At 58.2% G+C, this 16931-nt stretch carries 15 protein-coding genes; 2 read left to right on the top strand and 13 right to left on the bottom strand.

The genetic code is table 11. The annotated features are described in order from the left end of the window. Window positions 1-2: 2 nt before the first annotated feature. The 10 genes from FIV05_RS15505 to FIV05_RS15460 form a co-directional block, all read right to left on the bottom strand. Window positions 3-623, bottom strand: coding sequence for a hypothetical protein (locus FIV05_RS15505; protein ID WP_152510185.1), 621 nt, complete (start codon window positions 621-623; stop codon window positions 3-5). Beyond that, a complete protein-coding gene (locus tag FIV05_RS15500; protein ID WP_152510184.1) occupies window positions 623-2731 on the bottom strand; it encodes a hypothetical protein in 2109 nt (702 codons plus the stop codon). Before FIV05_RS15500 ends, FIV05_RS15505 begins: the two co-directional genes overlap by 1 nt. Beyond that, window positions 2732-3388, bottom strand: coding sequence for a hypothetical protein (locus tag FIV05_RS15495; protein ID WP_152510183.1), 657 nt, complete (start codon window positions 3386-3388; stop codon window positions 2732-2734). It abuts the gene before it with no gap. A 56-nt stretch (window positions 3389-3444) separates the two neighbouring features. After that, window positions 3445-3717, bottom strand: a complete 273-nt coding sequence (locus FIV05_RS15490) for a hypothetical protein (RefSeq protein WP_152510182.1) — start codon at window positions 3715-3717, stop codon at window positions 3445-3447. A gap of 90 nt (window positions 3718-3807) precedes the next feature. Next, window positions 3808-4761, bottom strand: a complete 954-nt coding sequence (locus FIV05_RS15485) for a phage capsid protein (protein ID WP_152510181.1) — start codon at window positions 4759-4761, stop codon at window positions 3808-3810. A gap of 156 nt (window positions 4762-4917) precedes the next feature. Continuing rightward, a complete protein-coding gene (locus FIV05_RS31610; protein WP_173013863.1) occupies window positions 4918-5820 on the bottom strand; it encodes a hypothetical protein in 903 nt (300 codons plus the stop codon). Between the two features lie 4 nt (window positions 5821-5824). Next, entirely contained in the window at window positions 5825-6187 is a 363-nt protein-coding gene (locus FIV05_RS15475) for a hypothetical protein (protein ID WP_152510180.1), read from the bottom strand. A 26-nt stretch (window positions 6188-6213) separates the two neighbouring features. Beyond that, window positions 6214-7803 carry a portal protein gene (locus FIV05_RS15470; protein WP_152510179.1) on the bottom strand — a complete coding sequence of 530 codons (1590 nt, stop codon included), beginning with the start codon at window positions 7801-7803 and terminating at the stop codon, window positions 6214-6216. A 30-nt stretch (window positions 7804-7833) separates the two neighbouring features. After that, the gene (locus FIV05_RS15465) at window positions 7834-9849 is read right to left on the bottom strand and encodes a hypothetical protein (RefSeq protein WP_152510178.1); all 2016 of its coding nucleotides are present in this window, start codon (window positions 9847-9849) and stop codon (window positions 7834-7836) included. A 386-nt stretch (window positions 9850-10235) separates the two neighbouring features. After that, a complete protein-coding gene (locus FIV05_RS15460; protein ID WP_152512532.1) occupies window positions 10236-10895 on the bottom strand; it encodes a hypothetical protein in 660 nt (219 codons plus the stop codon). A 650-nt stretch (window positions 10896-11545) separates the two neighbouring features. On the opposite strand from FIV05_RS15460, the gene FIV05_RS15455 reads away from it, so the two are divergent. Next, a complete protein-coding gene (locus FIV05_RS15455) occupies window positions 11546-12052 on the top strand; it encodes a hypothetical protein (protein WP_152510176.1) in 507 nt (168 codons plus the stop codon). Window positions 12053-12063: 11 nt separating this feature from the next. Further along, a complete protein-coding gene (locus FIV05_RS15450) occupies window positions 12064-12573 on the top strand; it encodes a hypothetical protein (protein WP_152510175.1) in 510 nt (169 codons plus the stop codon). Window positions 12574-13352: 779 nt separating this feature from the next. Here the strand turns inward: FIV05_RS15450 and FIV05_RS15445 are convergent. The 3 genes from FIV05_RS15445 to FIV05_RS15435 form a co-directional block, all read right to left on the bottom strand. Beyond that, the gene (locus tag FIV05_RS15445; protein WP_152510174.1) at window positions 13353-14372 is read right to left on the bottom strand and encodes a hypothetical protein; all 1020 of its coding nucleotides are present in this window, start codon (window positions 14370-14372) and stop codon (window positions 13353-13355) included. 102 nt (window positions 14373-14474) lie between these two features. Further along, window positions 14475-16301: a hypothetical protein gene (locus FIV05_RS15440; protein WP_152510173.1), complete on the bottom strand. Its 1827-nt coding sequence runs from the start codon at window positions 16299-16301 to the stop codon at window positions 14475-14477. A gap of 120 nt (window positions 16302-16421) precedes the next feature. Beyond that, window positions 16422-16931 carry a hypothetical protein gene (locus FIV05_RS15435; protein WP_152510172.1) on the bottom strand — a complete coding sequence of 170 codons (510 nt, stop codon included), beginning with the start codon at window positions 16929-16931 and terminating at the stop codon, window positions 16422-16424.

Below are 16931 nucleotides of genomic sequence, written 5' to 3'. Positions count from 1 at the left end.
AATTACCCCCTTGCGAAAACGTCTGCGCCGAAGGAAAGCCCCTGGATCAGCGCTTGCTGCCGTGCGCTTTTCCGGGCACGGCGGCCGCTCAGCTTGTATTGCGACGTGCGTTCGTCCAGCCGGTTCAGCCGGGTTTCCTCGGTTGCGTTCTCGCTGGTCAATTCCCGGTCTGCATCCCGGAAGGCTTCCTTGCGGGCAACGGCCGGCGTGCCGAAGCTCAGATCCACTCCCGAAGCGGCAAAGGCCGTTTCCTGTTCGGAGACGGCTTCAACCAGATCCCGCTTCAGGCTGGTGCGCCGCTCAATGGCTTGCAGGGTTTCCAGCGGCTTTTCGGCCTGGGCGTCTTCCGCCTTGGCCTCAAACACGTCCGCGTCGTGTTCGCCCGCGTCAATGGTCGCCATCATGCCGAGCAACGTCGCACCACCTTGCAGCAGGGTAGAAAAGAGCGAGCCGCCGCTGAAAGCCCCACCGGCAGTGCCGGCCGCGACCCCAGCTCCTGTTCCTACAGCCGTTCCAACGCCAGCAGCCGTGCCGGCCGCCGCTGCGGTTCCGGCCGCTGCTGCGGTTCCGGCCGCTGCCGTGCCTGCGCTGCCAAGCCCTAAAAGTGCAAACGGTAACTGCATTAGAGTCTTGCCTCCGGTGTATAGTCCAGCACCCTCAGCATTCCCGGCCGGGTCTGCGTGATGACCACTGTCGGACCCATGACGTGGCCCGGGATCGCGGTGCGGCGAACTTTTTTGCGCTTTGCCGGCATCGGCTTCGACATGTCATCGCCGGCATCGAGCAAGGCGATGTCCCGAGGAGATGCCCCGTTCGCGCCAATGGCGATGCTTTCGGTGTTGAGCACGTTGGCAACAACGGAGTGGATCCGCCCGGGCCGGTGCAGGATTTCTTCGTTTGGCAGCACCTTGAACAGCGGCAATCCCTCATAGAAGGGGGGCTGCCAGAGACCGGCCGTTACATTGTCGTAAGGGTCGCCGAGGTCTATCGCCCCGCCTGTCACGGTGTAAGGTCCCAGAATGTAGCCGTCAGCGCGTGCCCAGACTTCCTTGCCTTCCCAGAGATCAAGACCCGAAAATTGCCCGGCCAGATCCGTTGACCCGCGCACAGCCCCCTGAAACAGGTTGAGATCCTGTTCCTCCATGATTTCATGGGTCACGATCCCGGCACGGTCGATTGTCAGCCAGACCTGGTTCTGTCCATCGACCGAGGACCCGACCACCTTCCCGGCAAGAGCAGCAACCCATTCGCAGAATGCAACAATCTCTTGGTTCTTGATGATGACGGCCAGGACCAAGCGACCGAAGGCATCGCGCAACCACAACCGCCCGGCATCATTGTGACGCACTTTTTTCTGAAGCGCGCCACCTTCAACGTCCCTGATTAGGTGCGAGGCAAGCAGACTTTCCGGCTCTGCCCCGAACCGCGTTGCCACGTCGTCATAGACCATGGAATAGAGCGCCTGGCCGACGTCGAAGTTTTCCGGCTCGTCATCGCTGCGCCGACCGGATGAGACAAAAAACACCCGACCTTCCATTTCGAAAGGCGGTATCTGCGGATGGATGCCATGGGTCGAGGTGCGCACCCAGTTGACCGGCTCATCCGCCTTGATAACGCGATTTGAGACGAACCATTCGGCCTGGTCAGTGAAGCCGAGCAGATAAATGCCCTCATAAACGAACCGCACCCGCTCGGAAGTTTCCGTACGCAAGGCTTCCAGGCGGGCCGCGCTGTCGCCGGAGGCCTCGATGTTCAGATCGAAATATTCGCCGACCCGGGACATGGCGACAGCGCCACCGCGCGCCTTAGGTCCGTGGTAGATCGCCCGATCTTGAAAAAGATCCATACCCTCAAACCAGCCACGTTCATCGCTCACCAGCGGTTCGCCATGGGTTTCACCGATCTCGCGGTGATAGGACAGCACCGAGGCATCGGCCGTGTTGAGGATCCGCGCATTGAGCGAATATTCCGCGCCGGAGAGATCACCACCAAAGGTGACCCGCATCAGCCGGTACCGGGTCTGGCCCTTGCTGCCCTCATCAGACACAGTCAGATCGTCGCTAAGGCTCGGCAGGTCGCGCAGCTCAGTCTGCAGGGCCGTGGCAAATGCCGCCCATCCGCTGGTTAGATCGGTGATTTCGATACTGTTGATGAACTCGCCATCCACATCCACATCGATGACGATGGTGCTGACGCCTTCCGACCAGCGAATACCGATCTCCCAAACATCATCGTCCTTGGCATAAACACCGCCGAGATCGACATCCGGTAGCTTGTCATACGGCCAGAGATCCACGGTCCACACTGTGTCATCAGCCGGATCGCGAAACAGCCGGATCGTTTCCAGGTCCTGGTGAAACACCCCGAACGTATTCGCCTCCCCGTAGAATTTCAGCTCGGGTAGAAGATCCACCGTGATTGCGGCAATTGCCTTGGTCGCGACTTTCACCCGGTCATTACGGAAGATATCGACCTGTCCGGGCGAGAAAATCAGCGTATAGGACAGAGTCGGCGTCACTTTCAGAACGCCATGTTTCACCGTCGCGGATGCCGCCTCCTGGATGAGAGCCGTGCCCGGTAAAAGCCGAAAGCCGGACTGCGGGACCGGCTCGACATTCTTCATTTTCTTGGCTGCGGAATACCACTGTTTCAGCGTCACCTTGCCTTCAAGGTCCGGGCTGAATTCACCGGCGTTGCAGGAGCTTTTGAGCGTGCCCGGCTGGCTGGTCATCTAGAAGCCTCCGTGCCAGGGACCGGAGCACCGGCCCGTGTCGCCCCCATGCGCGCGGCTCAGCGGCTCGGCGTCGGCGATGGAAGATCCAAGCGGTGAGGACGCCCGGTCCTGAGACATGAGACGACCAAATTTACCGCCGCTCCCCTCTTGAGAAGGCGTGCCGAAGGCCTCGCGATGCTTCTCGACCTTCAGGTCCATACTCTGCAGGATTGGCACCGCCAGATAGCCGGCAAGCGCCGTCACGAAGGCATCGCGCCATCCTGCATCCCAGCTCGCGGGCTCCAACTCGACCTTGCAACGCGCCCATACCGTGGTTTCGTTGCAAAGGATCAGGTTGCCTTCACGGTCGAAGCTGCGCAGCGGATCCGGGCTGTCGCCGGCACGCCTGAGGATTTTGAGAGGCTCGCCGATACGGTCACCCGGCAGGGAATGCGCGTAGGCCCAGCCAGTTTCGGGCGGTTCCGTCAGCCGCTCCAGTTTCCGGGTACGGCGAAAATCTTTCCAGTCATGCAGGGAAACGCAGCGATCAATCGCGCGCTGCCAGCTCTGATTGACGGCGTCGGCCAGGTCCGGATCGTCGTCCTGGGTAAAGGTTGTGAAATGGCCGATTTCGGAAAGCGCCATGTTCACGATTGCGGCCTTGTCTATGATCATTTCACACCCCGGAAGAAAATACGGCCGGGCCTGTCATTCGGCCCGGCCGGTCAGGATCAGGCCGCAGCGGGCGTCAGATCAGCTGTTTCAACGTCGTCACCGACAGCCGCCACAGTCACCCGGGCAATGACAAGCTCGGGAGTGCCGTCGGCATCCGCGATGGCTTCGATGATGTCACCAACGCGAAGCGTGTTGACGCTGTCGTTGAAATAGGCGGCCGTCAGCATTTCGGCCTTGGTGTGGTTGGTCGCGTACTTGTACCAGCTGATATAGCCGTTGGCGGTATGCGTTTCCTTGTAGCGCTGCAGCGCCAGGGGACGATGTGCCATGGTGAAGTCTCCGGTTTGGCAAGTTGGTTCTCCCCATCACGGGGAAGAAAGGAGGCCGGGCGACCGGCCCCCAGATGGCTTATACCGACGTTATGCCGGGCGGGTGGCCGCGTTGATCGCCTTGAAGCGAAGACGCTTTACCTGTTCCGGCAGGATGCCGATGGCAGCGCCATCGAGACCGGCTTTCAGCAGGAAGGGCGATCCTTCCAGTCCCTGCATCTTGGTCACCTCGACGGTGTCCTGGAACCAGTCCATCTGCGCGCCCATGGCTTCCTTGGTCCACATGAACGTGTCGAGGTAACCGGCCGCATTGAACGGCAGATGACCGGCGCCCGTGCCGAACTTGCCCGTGCCGTACTGGAAATATTCATCCGGCAGGGTGAAGATATGGACGCCGTGCCGGGTGACCTTGCGCACGTTGTCCATCTTGGCGAAGGGCAGATCCTTGTCGCCGACGTAATCCGCGTTCGCGAATTCCTTGTACATTTCCAGCTGGTCCATCCAGACGCCCGGGATCGGCCAGTAGAGTTGCTCATCGGCACCGGTGCCCTGGATCCGGGTCGCGGCGGTACGGAAATCCAGAAGATCGATGATTGCAGACCCGTCGCCAATCGTCTCGACCGTCGTCGCGCCGAGCGTCAGGTACGAGGAGCCGCTTTCACAGAACACCGCCAGGGCATCGAGTTTCAGGAAGTCCTTCTTTTTGTTGATGGACTTGGAGAATTCATTGGCGACCTTTGCCTGTTCCTTCGGCCCCTGCTTGCGCAGATCCCGGGACTTGACATAGGTCGCGGCCTCATATTCGTCCGTCGTGATCGGGACGGTATCCATGGTCGCCTGGGAGGTCTTAACGTTCTGGATAGCACCGGAAACCTTGACGACTTCGATTGCGCCGCTGATCACCGGGAAACGAACCACGCCGGCCGCCTGACTGGCATCGCCGGTTTCCATGGTTTCGTCGAGATAAGCGCCCTTGACCTTGTTGCGCTCACGGACCCGGACAGTCAGCAGGTCCTCATACCACTTGTAAGATGTATCGGCCATTTTTCGCCCTACCATTCGAGTGACTAGAAAGGTTCACCGGAGGGCCGATTAGCCGGAACGCGGCAGGTCCGGTGAAGGATAGCCGCCGCGTGGTCCAGGTCGCTCCCAAGCCAGTTGCGAAATTCTGGCAGGAGCCAGGAGACGTTAAGTGGGGTTCTAGGCGTGATAGGCCTGAAGGTCGGCCTTGTACTGGTCGTAACTCTTTGGATCGAAGTCCCTATGACTGGGATTGTTCTTCGGCTCGGCCCCGCGTGCCAGGAGCGCGGCATGCGCATCCTGGGAGGCAGAACCACCATGCCCAGCCTGCGGACCAGGCCCACCGCCGATCTTGTTGCGCATCGCTTCGAAGAAGGCATGGCCGAGCGCGCTATCGCCAAGCTCCACCTTGACGTGCTCGGCCATATCCTTGGAGATGCCGCTCTTTTCATCGCCAGCAAGCAGGTCCAGCCAGCCGAAATTTTCGTTCATCCGCCTTTCGCGGGCGTGCTGTTGCTGCTGGGGCGACAGGTGCTTCGCATGATCCGGCGTCAGCGCCGCCCGCTCCGCCTCGACATCAAGAGGTTCTTCCAGAAGCCCGGCATCTTGCGCGGCCGTGTAGAGTTCCGTTGTGAGCGTCTGAAACGTGTCCACCGGCAGGCGCAGTTCCTTTGCTTTCTCGGACACCTTGCCGAACAGCGGATCATTGGCAAGCGCGCCGAGATGCGGCCGCAGTGTTTCAGGAACGTTTTCCTCATTGAACGTCGCATAGGCCGTGTGATCTTCCGGCACATTGGCGTCCCGGTCGCGATAGCCGTCCAGCGCCTTTTTCATGTTGTCGATGGTGCCCTGGTCGTTCTCGCCAAGATAGTGCTCGGCGAGACCCTCCGGGCGGTAAAGCTGGATCGCATCGCCGCCTGCAGCGGGATCTGCAGCACCGCCAGCAGCAGGATCTGCAGCACCGCCGGCCGCCGGATCGGCACCGCCACCGGCTGCGGGATCCACAACATCGCCGCCGCCGGCAGCACCGGAACCTTCGCCCGTGTCGAAACGCAGGAGATCCAGGTATTTGAACCTGTCCATGTTCTTAGTCCTCTTCTTCCAGGAGCTTTTGGCCGCGTACGACTTCGGCCAGGATGACGGCCGCAAAACCGTCAATGCCTTCTTTCTGTTTCACCTGCAGCGCCACCGCCTCGCAGCTTGTAGCCTGCGTGGTAAAATGCTGCCGAAGCGAGATATCCATCAACCATTCGAAGACGGCACGCCCGCCGGGGTAGAGCAGCAGCTTTGCCAGTGTCCGGGCGACTTCGTCCGGAGCTTGAAGCCGGTCGCGGGGAACGACCGGTTCCATGAGCTTTTCGATCCCGACGAAGCCAGGACCGGCGACCTGGTCGAGCATCATGTCCAGGGGCTGCGCCAGGCGCTTGCCGAATTGCGGTCCGCCGCTCATGCTGCCTGCGCCTGTTGCTGCGCCTGCTAGGCAATCATATCGGGTGCTTTTTCCGCCATCCGCTGGCCAAACAGCTCGATGACCTGCGCCATTTTGCGGTTCTCGATTTTCTTCTCTATGTCGGCGCGCTGCTGTTCGTCGGGGATCAGTTCCTTGTCGATTTGCAGGCCGCTCGCGACCCGATCCATGATTTCATCCAGGTTGGCGTAAAGCTCGACCCGTTCGGGACCAGCGATAGCGCCGACGAACTCGATGTAATTGGCGATGGAAGCCAGACGGTCCGCGTTGAGCGCGGCCGCCATCGGCGACTGCACTTCAATCGTGTGCAGAAGCTGGTCAAGCTGCATCGGCACCTGGCTCATGACGCCGAAGCCGTGCAGGATCTCGATGGAACGCGGCACGATGACAGGCATGATCTCGCGCACCAGGCGGCCGAAAGCGCCGATATGGATATCGGCTTTCTGCCGGAGCCGCGCCGTGATCTCGCTGGCGGCCCTGGGCGTGCCCTGGTAGTCGGGCAACCGCGTGTCCAGCATCGCTTCGCGGATCTGGTCCTGGTAATTGCCGATCAGCATACGGGCCACGTCCTGGCGGCCGGTCGCCGTGTCCAGGCGCTGCACGTCAGGACCCAGCATGCCACCGGTCGATTGCATGGACCACATTTCGCCAGGCGCGATCCGGACCGTATCCGGGTTGAAGGTGCCGCCGGCGCGATAGCCCCAAATGCCGAGCATCTGAATGGCCGCCGCTTTCAGGGCGATTTCCTGCGCCTTGTTGACCGTGCGGATCGACGGCAACGCCGTCAGCACGACGACGCGGCCGTAGGCTTCTCCAGGCACGCGATAGTACCGCGGTACGGCGATTGGCTGCGTGCGATAGGCCTCGTGATCGATAAGGCTGTCTTCGCCCTCGACATAGGCGACAAAATGCCAGCCATATTGCCAGCCGCGCGGATCCCTGAAGAAATCCTGGACAACTGTCAGTTTCGTGTTCGGCGTGTTCCGGTGCTTGTCGATGAAGCTTTTCTCAAACTTGCCGTGTTGGAATTGCTCGCGGACCTGGTCATAGGTCATCTGCTGTTTCCAGGAGACAAGCAGCGGCTGGCCGACATGATCGACGGTTATTGCCACCTGATCGAAGGGGATCGCGGCGAACATCAGCGGCCGGTCAGGTGTCCCCTTCAACGGCAATATCGCCCCAGTCCCAACAGACAGATCGATGCAGGTTTCGTGGATAGCCGTATCGAAATCCCCGGCCAGGAAGAACGGGTGCAAAAGCTTCGATTGCCGCTCCAGAACCCGGTTGTAAGATTTGGTTTCTTCCTTGCGGAGGGCGGCGGCCGTCACCGGCCCGGCCTGAATGGAAAATGTCGGCTGTCCCGACGGGAAAAGATCGCGCTGCAGATTGCCGGCAAAATGCATGGCGCTGGTTGGCGCTGTCATGTCATAGAGATGATCCAGCTGCAGGGCGACCGATCCGGAACCACCCGGTCGACGCATTGGCACAGCCCATCGATAGGCCTCATCATAAAGTGCCGTCCAGCCACCCCGGTCGTTCCAGGCCTCTTTCGAGCGCTGCTGGAGGCGGGAAAGCGGCATCCCGAATGGCGCACTCATGTAGCGTCACCCAGTGTCTGGCCGGCATCCTCAAACAGACGCCGGCCTTTCGGAGCTTTCCGACGTGTCGAGGCACTCGCTTGCCGATCCGCCTCGCTCTCCTGCTGGAGCTGGCGTTCCTGGGCAATCCTGTTTGCTTCCCGGCTCCTGCGGGCGTCTTCCGTCGCCGTCCCCGTGTTGCCCTTCTTGCCGCCACCGATCAAGGGTGCCATCTTGCATTCTCCCGCTAAAAAGCCATTTTCCGGGCGTGTCGGGATCCGGCACGAAGCCGGTCAGCCGCGCCATTCTCTCCCCGGGCTTGTGCCCCGGGCGGACGCGGGCCGACACGATACGGTTAGTGTTGGCGACCCGGTTCAAGGTTAAGTGCGCGATCCGCATGATGCGGCGCATGTGCGGCCGGGCCTTCGGATCGACGGCAAAACAGCACTCGTATTCATCGCTCCCCAGGGGAAAGAGGTAGCCGACGCACAAAAGGTCATTGCCAGCGTAGATCGCGGCCGACTCGGCATCCGAGCGCATCCGGATGATGACCTTGCGGGCATACCTGGTCGGTGGCGCCAACGTAAGGCAATCGTCGTAGGAAGTCGGGCAGACATACTGCAGGGCGTCATGCGGGTGCGAGTACATGTTTTTCTTGACCGCCAGAACGTCTGTTTCGCCGGCGCTTGCCTGTTTCGTCAGCTTGTAGTGGGCCGCGAAACCGCCAATGATCATGTCATTGCCCGGGTCGATCTGCATGCGCTCGGTGTTGCCGTCAATCGGCGCACCGAGATACCAGCGCACCGCGTCATGGCGGATCGAGGGTTCATTGGACGGGGCCGGCATGATGTTGAGCGTTAGCGCCCGGGCGACCGTTTCCATGAAGCTCAGTTCATTGTTTTGCCTGTCAGCCCCCCAGAAGGCAGACGGATCCGCCCAGGCTTCGCTGATCGGGAAGCCTGCGAAATCCTTCAGCAGGACTTCGAGGATCATTTCCGAGAACCTGGCCGCCCCGGTACCGGGCTGCGCGCAGATCTCCCGCAGGATCAGCAGCTGACCATTGGGCAGAAACTGCACGATGACGGCGGCCGGGCAGCCACCGGCATCGAGGCCGATGGCGATCGGTAGGGCCTGACGCGGGGAAAGCGGCCCGCTCGCACGGTGCCGTCGCAGGTTGAATTCGGTATAAACCGGTTTGCCGTCAAGAGCATAGCCGAACTGACTATGGACCAGACGCTGCGTGTCGTATTCGGTCTGGGTTGCCAGCTCCAGCTCATAGGAGGAGCGCGGCTTGCCGACCCGGTTTTCTGCCTCAGCGGTCAGGCCGCCAGGTTGCCAGAAGAAGTTGAAGCCGGGTTTCTTTTCCTTGATGTGATAACGGTAGACCCAATTGCCGAGATCCGGCGGATTGCAGTCGCACCAGACCATGCGCGGCAGGATGATTTCACCAGGGTCCCAGGTCAGCCCCATCAGCTCAAAAGCCCGCTGCCCGTCCTTCGAAACCCGCTCGAGCTCGGATGGCGCGATCATGTCGACCGATGGATATCTGCCGGTACGCTGCAGCATCAGCGACGGCACACGCTCGTTCAGCATGTCGCACTCGTTCAGCCAGGCGGCCGAAACCTGGTAGCCCTTGATGAATTTTTCTATGTTCTCATCGCCAATGGCACCGGTCTGCATTTCGAAATCAATCTTGACCTCACCAACACCAGGCCGGCGCGCCGCCCATTGCAGCCGATGCTTTACCGGACGATCCTGGCCGCCCTCGTAATGCACCGTAAACGGGTGATTTTTGGGAAACGCGTCATGCCAGCTATCCAGCGCCGTTCGCGCGAAATCGCGGTAAGTGTCGCGGATGCAGGCAATACGCACGCGCACCCAGCCGTCCTTGCAGACCGGCAGATATTCCGCCGCCAGCTTCGGCCCCTTGTACACCGACGCCACGGTTTTCCCGGAGCCCGCCGGCCCCATGATCGTGTCAATCGGACCGAGCGAATTGAGGAATGAAGCCCCTACCGGCCCCGGCGGCTTGTAGCGCTGAAAATCAATCGCGGGTTTATCACCCATTCCCGGCTCCCTGTACCCGCGCCGCGCACCCCGCACCCGCGTTCCCGAGCCTTAGGATGGCCCCGCCACAAACCGCTTCAGTGCTCGGGAGGGTCGGACAGAACAGAAATGGCCGTGTGTGTGAGGCGGCACCCCCCCCCGGGGAGGGGTGCGGATTTGAGTTTTGAAGGCCGGGATCTGGGCGGCTCGACCAGGACCGAGGCCCCCCCCCCCCATGATCGCGACCAGGCTGGCGGTTCCGGCGACCAAAAAGGCCGGAGCTGGAAACTGCCTTGACCTGCACCACTGATTTCCAATCAGTTGCTCAGCACGTAAAACGTTAGTTAATTCAATGACTTGGTGTTTTCGTGAGACTTCGCTCAGCCAGTCTTACGGCACCCGAAAATCTAAGTATCTGATTTGTCTGGGTTTTCCCGAACCGTGCCGGTAATCGACATCATGCCGTCATCGCCGCCCTGCCCGGCCGCAAACCCGCCGTTGTCGATGACCAGGTAATGCAGGTTCTCTGTCCGCTGGACTTCCTCGGTCGGCCGCTTGCTTTCGAAGTACGGCATCAGCTCGACGTTCGCCTTGCGGATCAGCTCGAGCGCCTCGGCAGGCGTGCAGCTCGCCTCGACCAGCTCACCCGCGCGCGGCCCGGCCTTGACCGTGTACGGCTGCGACAGTTCGCTGGCCAGCTTGTGCGGATCAGCGTTCGCCAGGTCTGCCAGGTTCAGGCCCGGGTGCCGGTACCCCATTCGCAGCAGCGTATCCCTGAAGAGCTGATTTCTCTTATTTCTGGAGCCTTTAGGCCTCCCGCGCCCTTGAGCTTTCTCGAAAGTCTCCGCGACATGCGCGACCGGGCCGGAGAACAACGACGGTTCGTCCTCGAACAGATCAGAAGGCGGTTCGGCCTCCTCCGGCTGGCTCTGCCGGGCCAGGTCATCCAGGGCAGTCTGGGCAACGGCGGCCTGGTCGCCGATCTTGGCGGATTTCTCCGGCTCCGGCTCCAGATCCGCGCGCCGGTGTGCCCCTGGAATAGTCTCATTCCGGTCTTCGTCAGCCATCGCTGATTTGATCCCCATTTGTTTATTCGTTTAGAACTCGGACGACTGAAATAGGCGTTTCCAACCGCAACCTAACCGAGAAAATTCAATGAAATCAGGAATATAAATCTACGGGTTAGAAGTTAGATGGTTAGATCTTCCTGCATGTATGCGCGCGCGTGTACGAAACACTTACCTTACCGGTCCAACCGGCTAACCACATTCCCTACCTCATTGTTTTGATTTATATTTTCAGGTTAGAAGCCATTCCAACCGCTTCTAACCAGTTCTAACCGTCACCGACCCAGGCGGACCAATTGGCGGCAAATCACAGCCTCACACGCTCCCCCTGTCATTAAGTGTTCGCGCCGCACTGCCTCCCCACACGGAAAGGCAGAAGGCCTGCGATCCGCAGGTCTTCGCCGCACTTAGCCTAACCGGCGCGGACCCCGCTTAGAGCCAACCGGGCGCGGGAAAAGACATTAAGTGCGGTGGCCAAATTCCAAGGGATTTGCTGGCCGGGAAAGAGGGCGCGGGTGCACGAGGTCAAAAATAAATTCTGTTTTTCAACGAATTAGAAAAACCACCTGAGCGCTCGTTAACTTGTCATTGATAACAACTTTAAATTGATATAGGGTAACTTTCCTTTACGTAATAAGGGGGATTTAGTTATGAAATACATCAAATTATCAAGTGCCGCGATCATATTTTCACTTCTATCTACAACAGCAGTGCTTGCCCAAGGCGCTGGTGTCTGCAATAGAGCAGCTGAGGAGATTGCTACAAAAGTAAACGAAGACGCAAATAGCTGGGTCGACTCGATTGATCCGTCGTTACCGCAAGATGAGAAAGACGCACTAACACTGCTTTTCAATCGAAACAGAGAGAGGGCTCTCGCTGCAGTTGAGACTCAAAAACAAGCTTGCACTGCGGAATTCAAGCCCCTTCAAGACATGATGGATTCAGTCGTTGCGGTTTACACTGGCGGCTTGTCCACAATCCTGGCCACAAGAATGACGCATGTGGACGTCTCCGAACTTCTCGCCGGATACCCACTAGGGGGACCAAACGCGCTCGTCCCCAAGTTCCGGGAAGACATCCTTAGGGGCGACAGCGGAACAATTGCAAACATTGCGAGAGATCCCTGGAAGTGCCTCACTTTTCAAAGGAAGTGCTAGAGGAGGCTAAAATGAGAGTAGTACATATCGCCTGCTTAGCAGGATTGCTGTGTTTATTTTCACCAAGTCTAGCCAGCGCTCAAGGTGCAGGTGTTTGCGATAGGCAAGCAAATCAAATCGGCATGGGGATTGCCCGAGACACTGCTTTTCGGATAGCCAACGTGCAAAGTTTGAACCTTCCACCAGACGAAATACATGCACTGATTCTTCTTCACCTGAGAGCACGGGATCGAGCATTTCGAGCAGTAGAGCAAATGAGGTTTCAATGCACGCAAAGATATGTCCCAATGCAGCAAATGGCGAATGTGGTCGTTTCAATTTACACTGCAGGGCTCTCTGAGTTTCTCCCACCTCAATTCACATATGTGGATGTCTCCGAAATCATGAATGGAAGGCCGTTAGGGGGACCGACAGCAGTCGTCCCAAAAGCCAGGGACGACGTTTTGGATAGTGTTGGCATTGGCGGAGATGCCAAGAAAATAATACAAGATCCAAAACAAATTCTTCCTTGGAATTGGTGAGCGCAGAAGGAAGCCTCCCTGAGGAGGCTCGGTACAACGAAGGACCAAAAAGCCCTGGTCAGTCAGGGCCTTTTGCCTCTACCAGCGTTGCGTTCCCTTCAAATTCCCACTTACGCTAACTTTGCGACGGAGCGCCCTCTGCGCGCCTACCTAGACGGATATCGGCTGAAGGACTGGCCCGAGCATTCAAAGCCGGGCCTGGCCGCCAAGCGGTGACCGGGCTGACGTCCTCGTTTCTGTCACGATTGCCTTTGCGAAGGAAAACTGCCGCCGCATTCAGGTGCATTGTCTGAAGTGCCAGCAAATGACCGTTATCGACTTTGACCGGTTTCGGGACAGCGAAACTATCCCCGACCTTCCTACACACCATCGCTTCAGGTGCAGCCGCTGCGGCGCGTCTCCTGTGTCGAAAAGCGGCCGGACTATCCGATACTCAGCGGGTCGTCCGAGTGGTATGGATTGACGAACCGAAAGGAACTGGACGAGCACCAAGCTACTTCCGAATGTAGCCCCGCTCCGTCAAGCAGCCATCAAACATCAGATTGGCAAGCGTCGAATGTTCGCAAGAAGTCCGGGACGTGGACCCAAGCGCGGCCTCGGCCGCCTTGCCGGATCGGTCGACTATTTGCGTCAATGATATCTCCACCCCGTACGTTTGTAACAATGTCAAACGAGAATCTCGATTGGAACAAATATCTGCCATTCGAAATTTCAGAGAGTTAGCGCCGACAACGCTCTTGCAGCGAATACGCTGTATGCAAAACGACAATGAAGAGTACTCATTCCGCTTTAGCAGTTTTTTTGCCGAAAATTGCAGATCCAGTCGAACCCGCCGTCTCCGCCAAAGCCTCCCAGAGAGAGTTCTCCAACTTAATTTTCTCAATATCAACCGTCGTCTGCCCCTTCTTCAAGATAAAATTTCTCTCCGTGCCCAATAGAGAAGAAATAGACCTAGAAATTCCATCTTGATCAACGGTGGCAAGACTTATTAATACAGCGATCTCTCTAGATTCTACATTTGTCAGCTCATTTTGCAGATACTTAATTTCACTTAGACTATTTCTATACAACCCCAGAAAGAAATATGCGAAAATCTCCACAACTACAACGAAAGAAAATTTCGAAACATGCAAAAATACATCTCTTGATGTTATCGTGTTTATCGTATCTGAATTAGGAGATTTCAATAAATCTCTAAGTTCAAATACAAAATAACCAAGAAAAAACATTCCTATAACAGCAATCATAATTCCAATAGTCAAATTTAAATTTCCTTGACGAGAAATTCTCCTCACTTCGCCCCCTAACCTTCTCTTGAATTCGTCAAATAAACTCGCCACGTAGTCTTTAATAGCGAAATCATTCTTTATCTCATATTCCTGCCAAAACATTTTTTTCAGTTGATCAAAAGAACCACTTACAACTTCATCTTTAGACTTATCAATAAAATAGTCCAAGTTCGAAACATCTATTTGATTTAATCTTGTGGAAATTCTCTCTATTTCATTACTCAAATAATACAAGCCATCTTTTCGCCTCTCGGATGGCATCTGGAAAAGAGGTCCGACCAGATCACCACGATTTAAGTATGATAAAATTAATCCAAACATTAATAATATTATACCAACGAAAGAAAAAAGAATAAATCCGGAGTAAATCCTCTTATAGTCGATATTTTCTAAGAGAATCTTTATTTCTAGAGGAATAAAATCGCCAAATATCGACAAAGAAATAAAAAGAGCGATAAATATACTAATTAATACTGCCAGATAATTCAGAGATCGTCGAAAAATATTCATTTCAATTCCTCAATGGATGGATTGGCTTCCAAGAAGCGAATATTACATAAAATCAAAGGTTGTAAATTACCAATCCGTTAGTCTCCCTTTCCAACCTTCCTGTCATACGCCCAGCAGGCAGTGTTTCGGGCTGCGCTGGATCTTCACGGTCTTGGCCTGGCCGCCGCGCAGCACCAGGTCCTCAGGGGCTTGTTTCAACGCAGTTGACCATCCGCCTTCATAAAAATCGCTTTCCTGGAACACCTTGTTCAAGGCCGGGTGTTTGCCGGTTGGAACAGCCAGGAACGGACCGACGCCCGCGCTTGCTGCCGGCAGCAGGCCGAGGCCGACCAGCGCCAGGCGTTCGCGCGCGCCGTTGATATCGAACAGCCCGCCGGTGCCCTTTTCGAATTCCAGTAGCACGCCGCCAACGGTCAGCCGCTCGCCGTTTCGATGCGCATCGAGCGGAGCGGCCAGAAGGTGCTCCAGGCACTCCTGCCACTTCTCGACCTGTTCGGTGAATTCGCTCGCCAGGGCAGCGCGCAGGTGATTGGCCAGGCGTTCCTGGTCACTCACTTCAAGGCCGATCTCTTCCAACGCATCCTGGCCAACCACCAATTCGGCTGCTGCCAGCAAGGTGCCGTAGGTATCCATGGCGCGGGCATCGCAGCCTGCCATGTGCAGTGTCGTTTTCCAGTCCGGCAGGATCCGCTGCCCGAATTCGGTCCACCCATCCATAATCTGGCGCAGGATCATCCGCCCATCTGTGTCGTGCACGACAGGTTCCTTGCCCTGTTTGCGCTCCAGCTTCTTCAGGTTCAGGATTGCCATGCGGGTCTTGTCCTGGACGCCCATGGGCGGGGGGATGATCGCCGAGAACATGAAGCAGTTGCGCGCCTGGAAGGTGGTTCCTTCATGGTTTGCCCCACCGCGCGACATGCGCCCGCCCGAGGACGCCAAGCGTGCCAGCTCGATGACGGCCATCGCCTTGGACGAGCCTTTCTTTGCCTCCAGCTCATCGACGGTCACTGCCAGGCTGTCCTGTTTCACATGCTGGTAGATGCCGGCCGCTGTGGTATCGACTAGGGCGAACAGCGATCTATTCAGGATTGCCTGGGTGATCTTGTGCAACGTCGATTTGCCGACACCTGCGCCGCCCGTCGTGAAGATCGCCGGGCGCCAGGCCAGCGCACCGCCCATATAGGCGCAGATCAGCCAGCCCAGGAACAGAACCGGATCCAGATACGGCCGCTCCCAGTTCCAGGTCCTCAGCGTCTGCAGGATCTCGACCGCCGGGCTTTCCTCTGCCGCCACCGGGCTTTCCCAGGGTCGGTCCACGTCCGGCGCGCGGGTGTAAAGATAACCGCCAAGCTCGCCCGGCTCGGCCGCCTGCAGCTCGCCCTTGTCGTCCACCATCCAGAGATATTCGCCGGAGTTCCAAACGTATCGGCCATTTTCTGCCAGCCAGCCGCCTCGACCGCGCACAGCCCGCTCCGGATCAAACAGGCCGCGCCGCTTGCCTTCGTTCACCAGGCAGATCATCGCCTTGTCGCGTTCGACACGATCAACGATATGCACGGTGATTTCGTTGCCGTCGTCGTCTTCCGTCTTGATTTTCTTGAAGGCGGGCCAGGCCCAGTAGAGGTAATTCACATAAGGGGCAAAGAGGCTCGCCAGCGTGCCGAGCGTGCATTTCTCGGCTTCCACCGCGTGCAGCTGCCCCGTGGCACTGACAATGAAGATCGTGTTGCCGTCGTGGCCCAGCACCTTCACCGGGCAGTCCGGAGGCATGTTGTCCCAGGGGGCGCCCATCCACTTGCCTGGGCGGATCCCGTTGCGTTCAACATTCGGATCGGGATCCGCGAAGCTCGCCCGTTCCTCTAGCCGCCGCTGCGCATCCTTGAAATGTGCCTGGATCGCGGCGATCCCCGTTTGCGTCTTCCGTGCCATTCCCAATTCCGAAGTCAAAAAAAGCCGGGCACGAAATACAAGGGCCCGGCAAGGAAGCTGCGGCGTTTGATGAAACCGCAGCCAGGGGACACCCCGGCCGACAGTCCGGGGCGAACGGGATCAGCGGCCTGTAAGTTTCCGGGCCACTTCTGTCAGGGCGAAGGGTTCATCCGCCAGCTCAAGCGTGGTTTCGTCCAGCGCCACCTTGCGCCGCCGGCGTTCCGGCGCCGGAGCTGCGGCCGCCTCTAGGGCCGACTGGTAGTGGTTGGCCTGCAACAGCACACTGCGGAAGGTTTCCACCAGGAACAGCGCCAGAAGCTTTTCGCCATCGAACGGATCGCGCACCAGCTCCAGGTGCTTCAGCATGGCGGCCGCCGGACAGGCCGGGCTCTTGCGCACCAGGAAGCTGACTGAGGCGCATTGTTGCAGGGTCAGGCACGGCGCGTCCTGGTCATCCGCCAGAGCACGGGCCGCCGAACGCTGCGCCCGAAAACCGGCCCATACGGAGAGGTCCTGGGTCAAGGGCTCGGGCGCTGCTTCACTCGCCTCGCCGCCCTCACCTTCCCCGGCTGCGGCCGTTTCTTGCCGCAGGTCTTGATCTTTCTGTTTTGCATCTTCCTTCCTCGCCAC

This window comes from Labrenzia sp. THAF191a, assembly GCF_009363335.1.
Lineage (GTDB): Bacteria > Pseudomonadota > Alphaproteobacteria > Rhizobiales > Stappiaceae > Roseibium > Roseibium algicola.
Note: the sequence above shows the minus strand (reverse complement) of the source record. Positions and strands in the feature narration are given on the sequence as shown.

Coding starts and splice junctions, on each gene's coding strand:
- FIV05_RS15495 (WP_152510183.1), bottom strand. CDS start 3,388: ATGATCATAGACAAGGCCGCAATCGTGAACATGGCGCTTTCCGAAATC.
- FIV05_RS15460 (WP_152512532.1), bottom strand. CDS start 10,895: ATGGCTGACGAAGACCGGAATGAGACTATTCCAGGGGCACACCGGCGC.
- FIV05_RS15450 (WP_152510175.1), top strand. CDS start 12,064: ATGAGAGTAGTACATATCGCCTGCTTAGCAGGATTGCTGTGTTTATTT.
- FIV05_RS15500 (WP_152510184.1), bottom strand. CDS start 2,731: ATGACCAGCCAGCCGGGCACGCTCAAAAGCTCCTGCAACGCCGGTGAA.
- FIV05_RS15485 (WP_152510181.1), bottom strand. CDS start 4,761: ATGGCCGATACATCTTACAAGTGGTATGAGGACCTGCTGACTGTCCGG.
- FIV05_RS15475 (WP_152510180.1), bottom strand. CDS start 6,187: ATGAGCGGCGGACCGCAATTCGGCAAGCGCCTGGCGCAGCCCCTGGAC.
- FIV05_RS15465 (WP_152510178.1), bottom strand. CDS start 9,849: ATGGGTGATAAACCCGCGATTGATTTTCAGCGCTACAAGCCGCCGGGG.
- FIV05_RS15490 (WP_152510182.1), bottom strand. CDS start 3,717: ATGGCACATCGTCCCCTGGCGCTGCAGCGCTACAAGGAAACGCATACC.
- FIV05_RS15455 (WP_152510176.1), top strand. CDS start 11,546: ATGAAATACATCAAATTATCAAGTGCCGCGATCATATTTTCACTTCTA.
- FIV05_RS15505 (WP_152510185.1), bottom strand. CDS start 623: ATGCAGTTACCGTTTGCACTTTTAGGGCTTGGCAGCGCAGGCACGGCA.
- FIV05_RS31610 (WP_173013863.1), bottom strand. CDS start 5,820: ATGGACAGGTTCAAATACCTGGATCTCCTGCGTTTCGACACGGGCGAA.
- FIV05_RS15470 (WP_152510179.1), bottom strand. CDS start 7,803: ATGAGTGCGCCATTCGGGATGCCGCTTTCCCGCCTCCAGCAGCGCTCG.
- FIV05_RS15445 (WP_152510174.1), bottom strand. CDS start 14,372: ATGAATATTTTTCGACGATCTCTGAATTATCTGGCAGTATTAATTAGT.
- FIV05_RS15440 (WP_152510173.1), bottom strand. CDS start 16,301: ATGGCACGGAAGACGCAAACGGGGATCGCCGCGATCCAGGCACATTTC.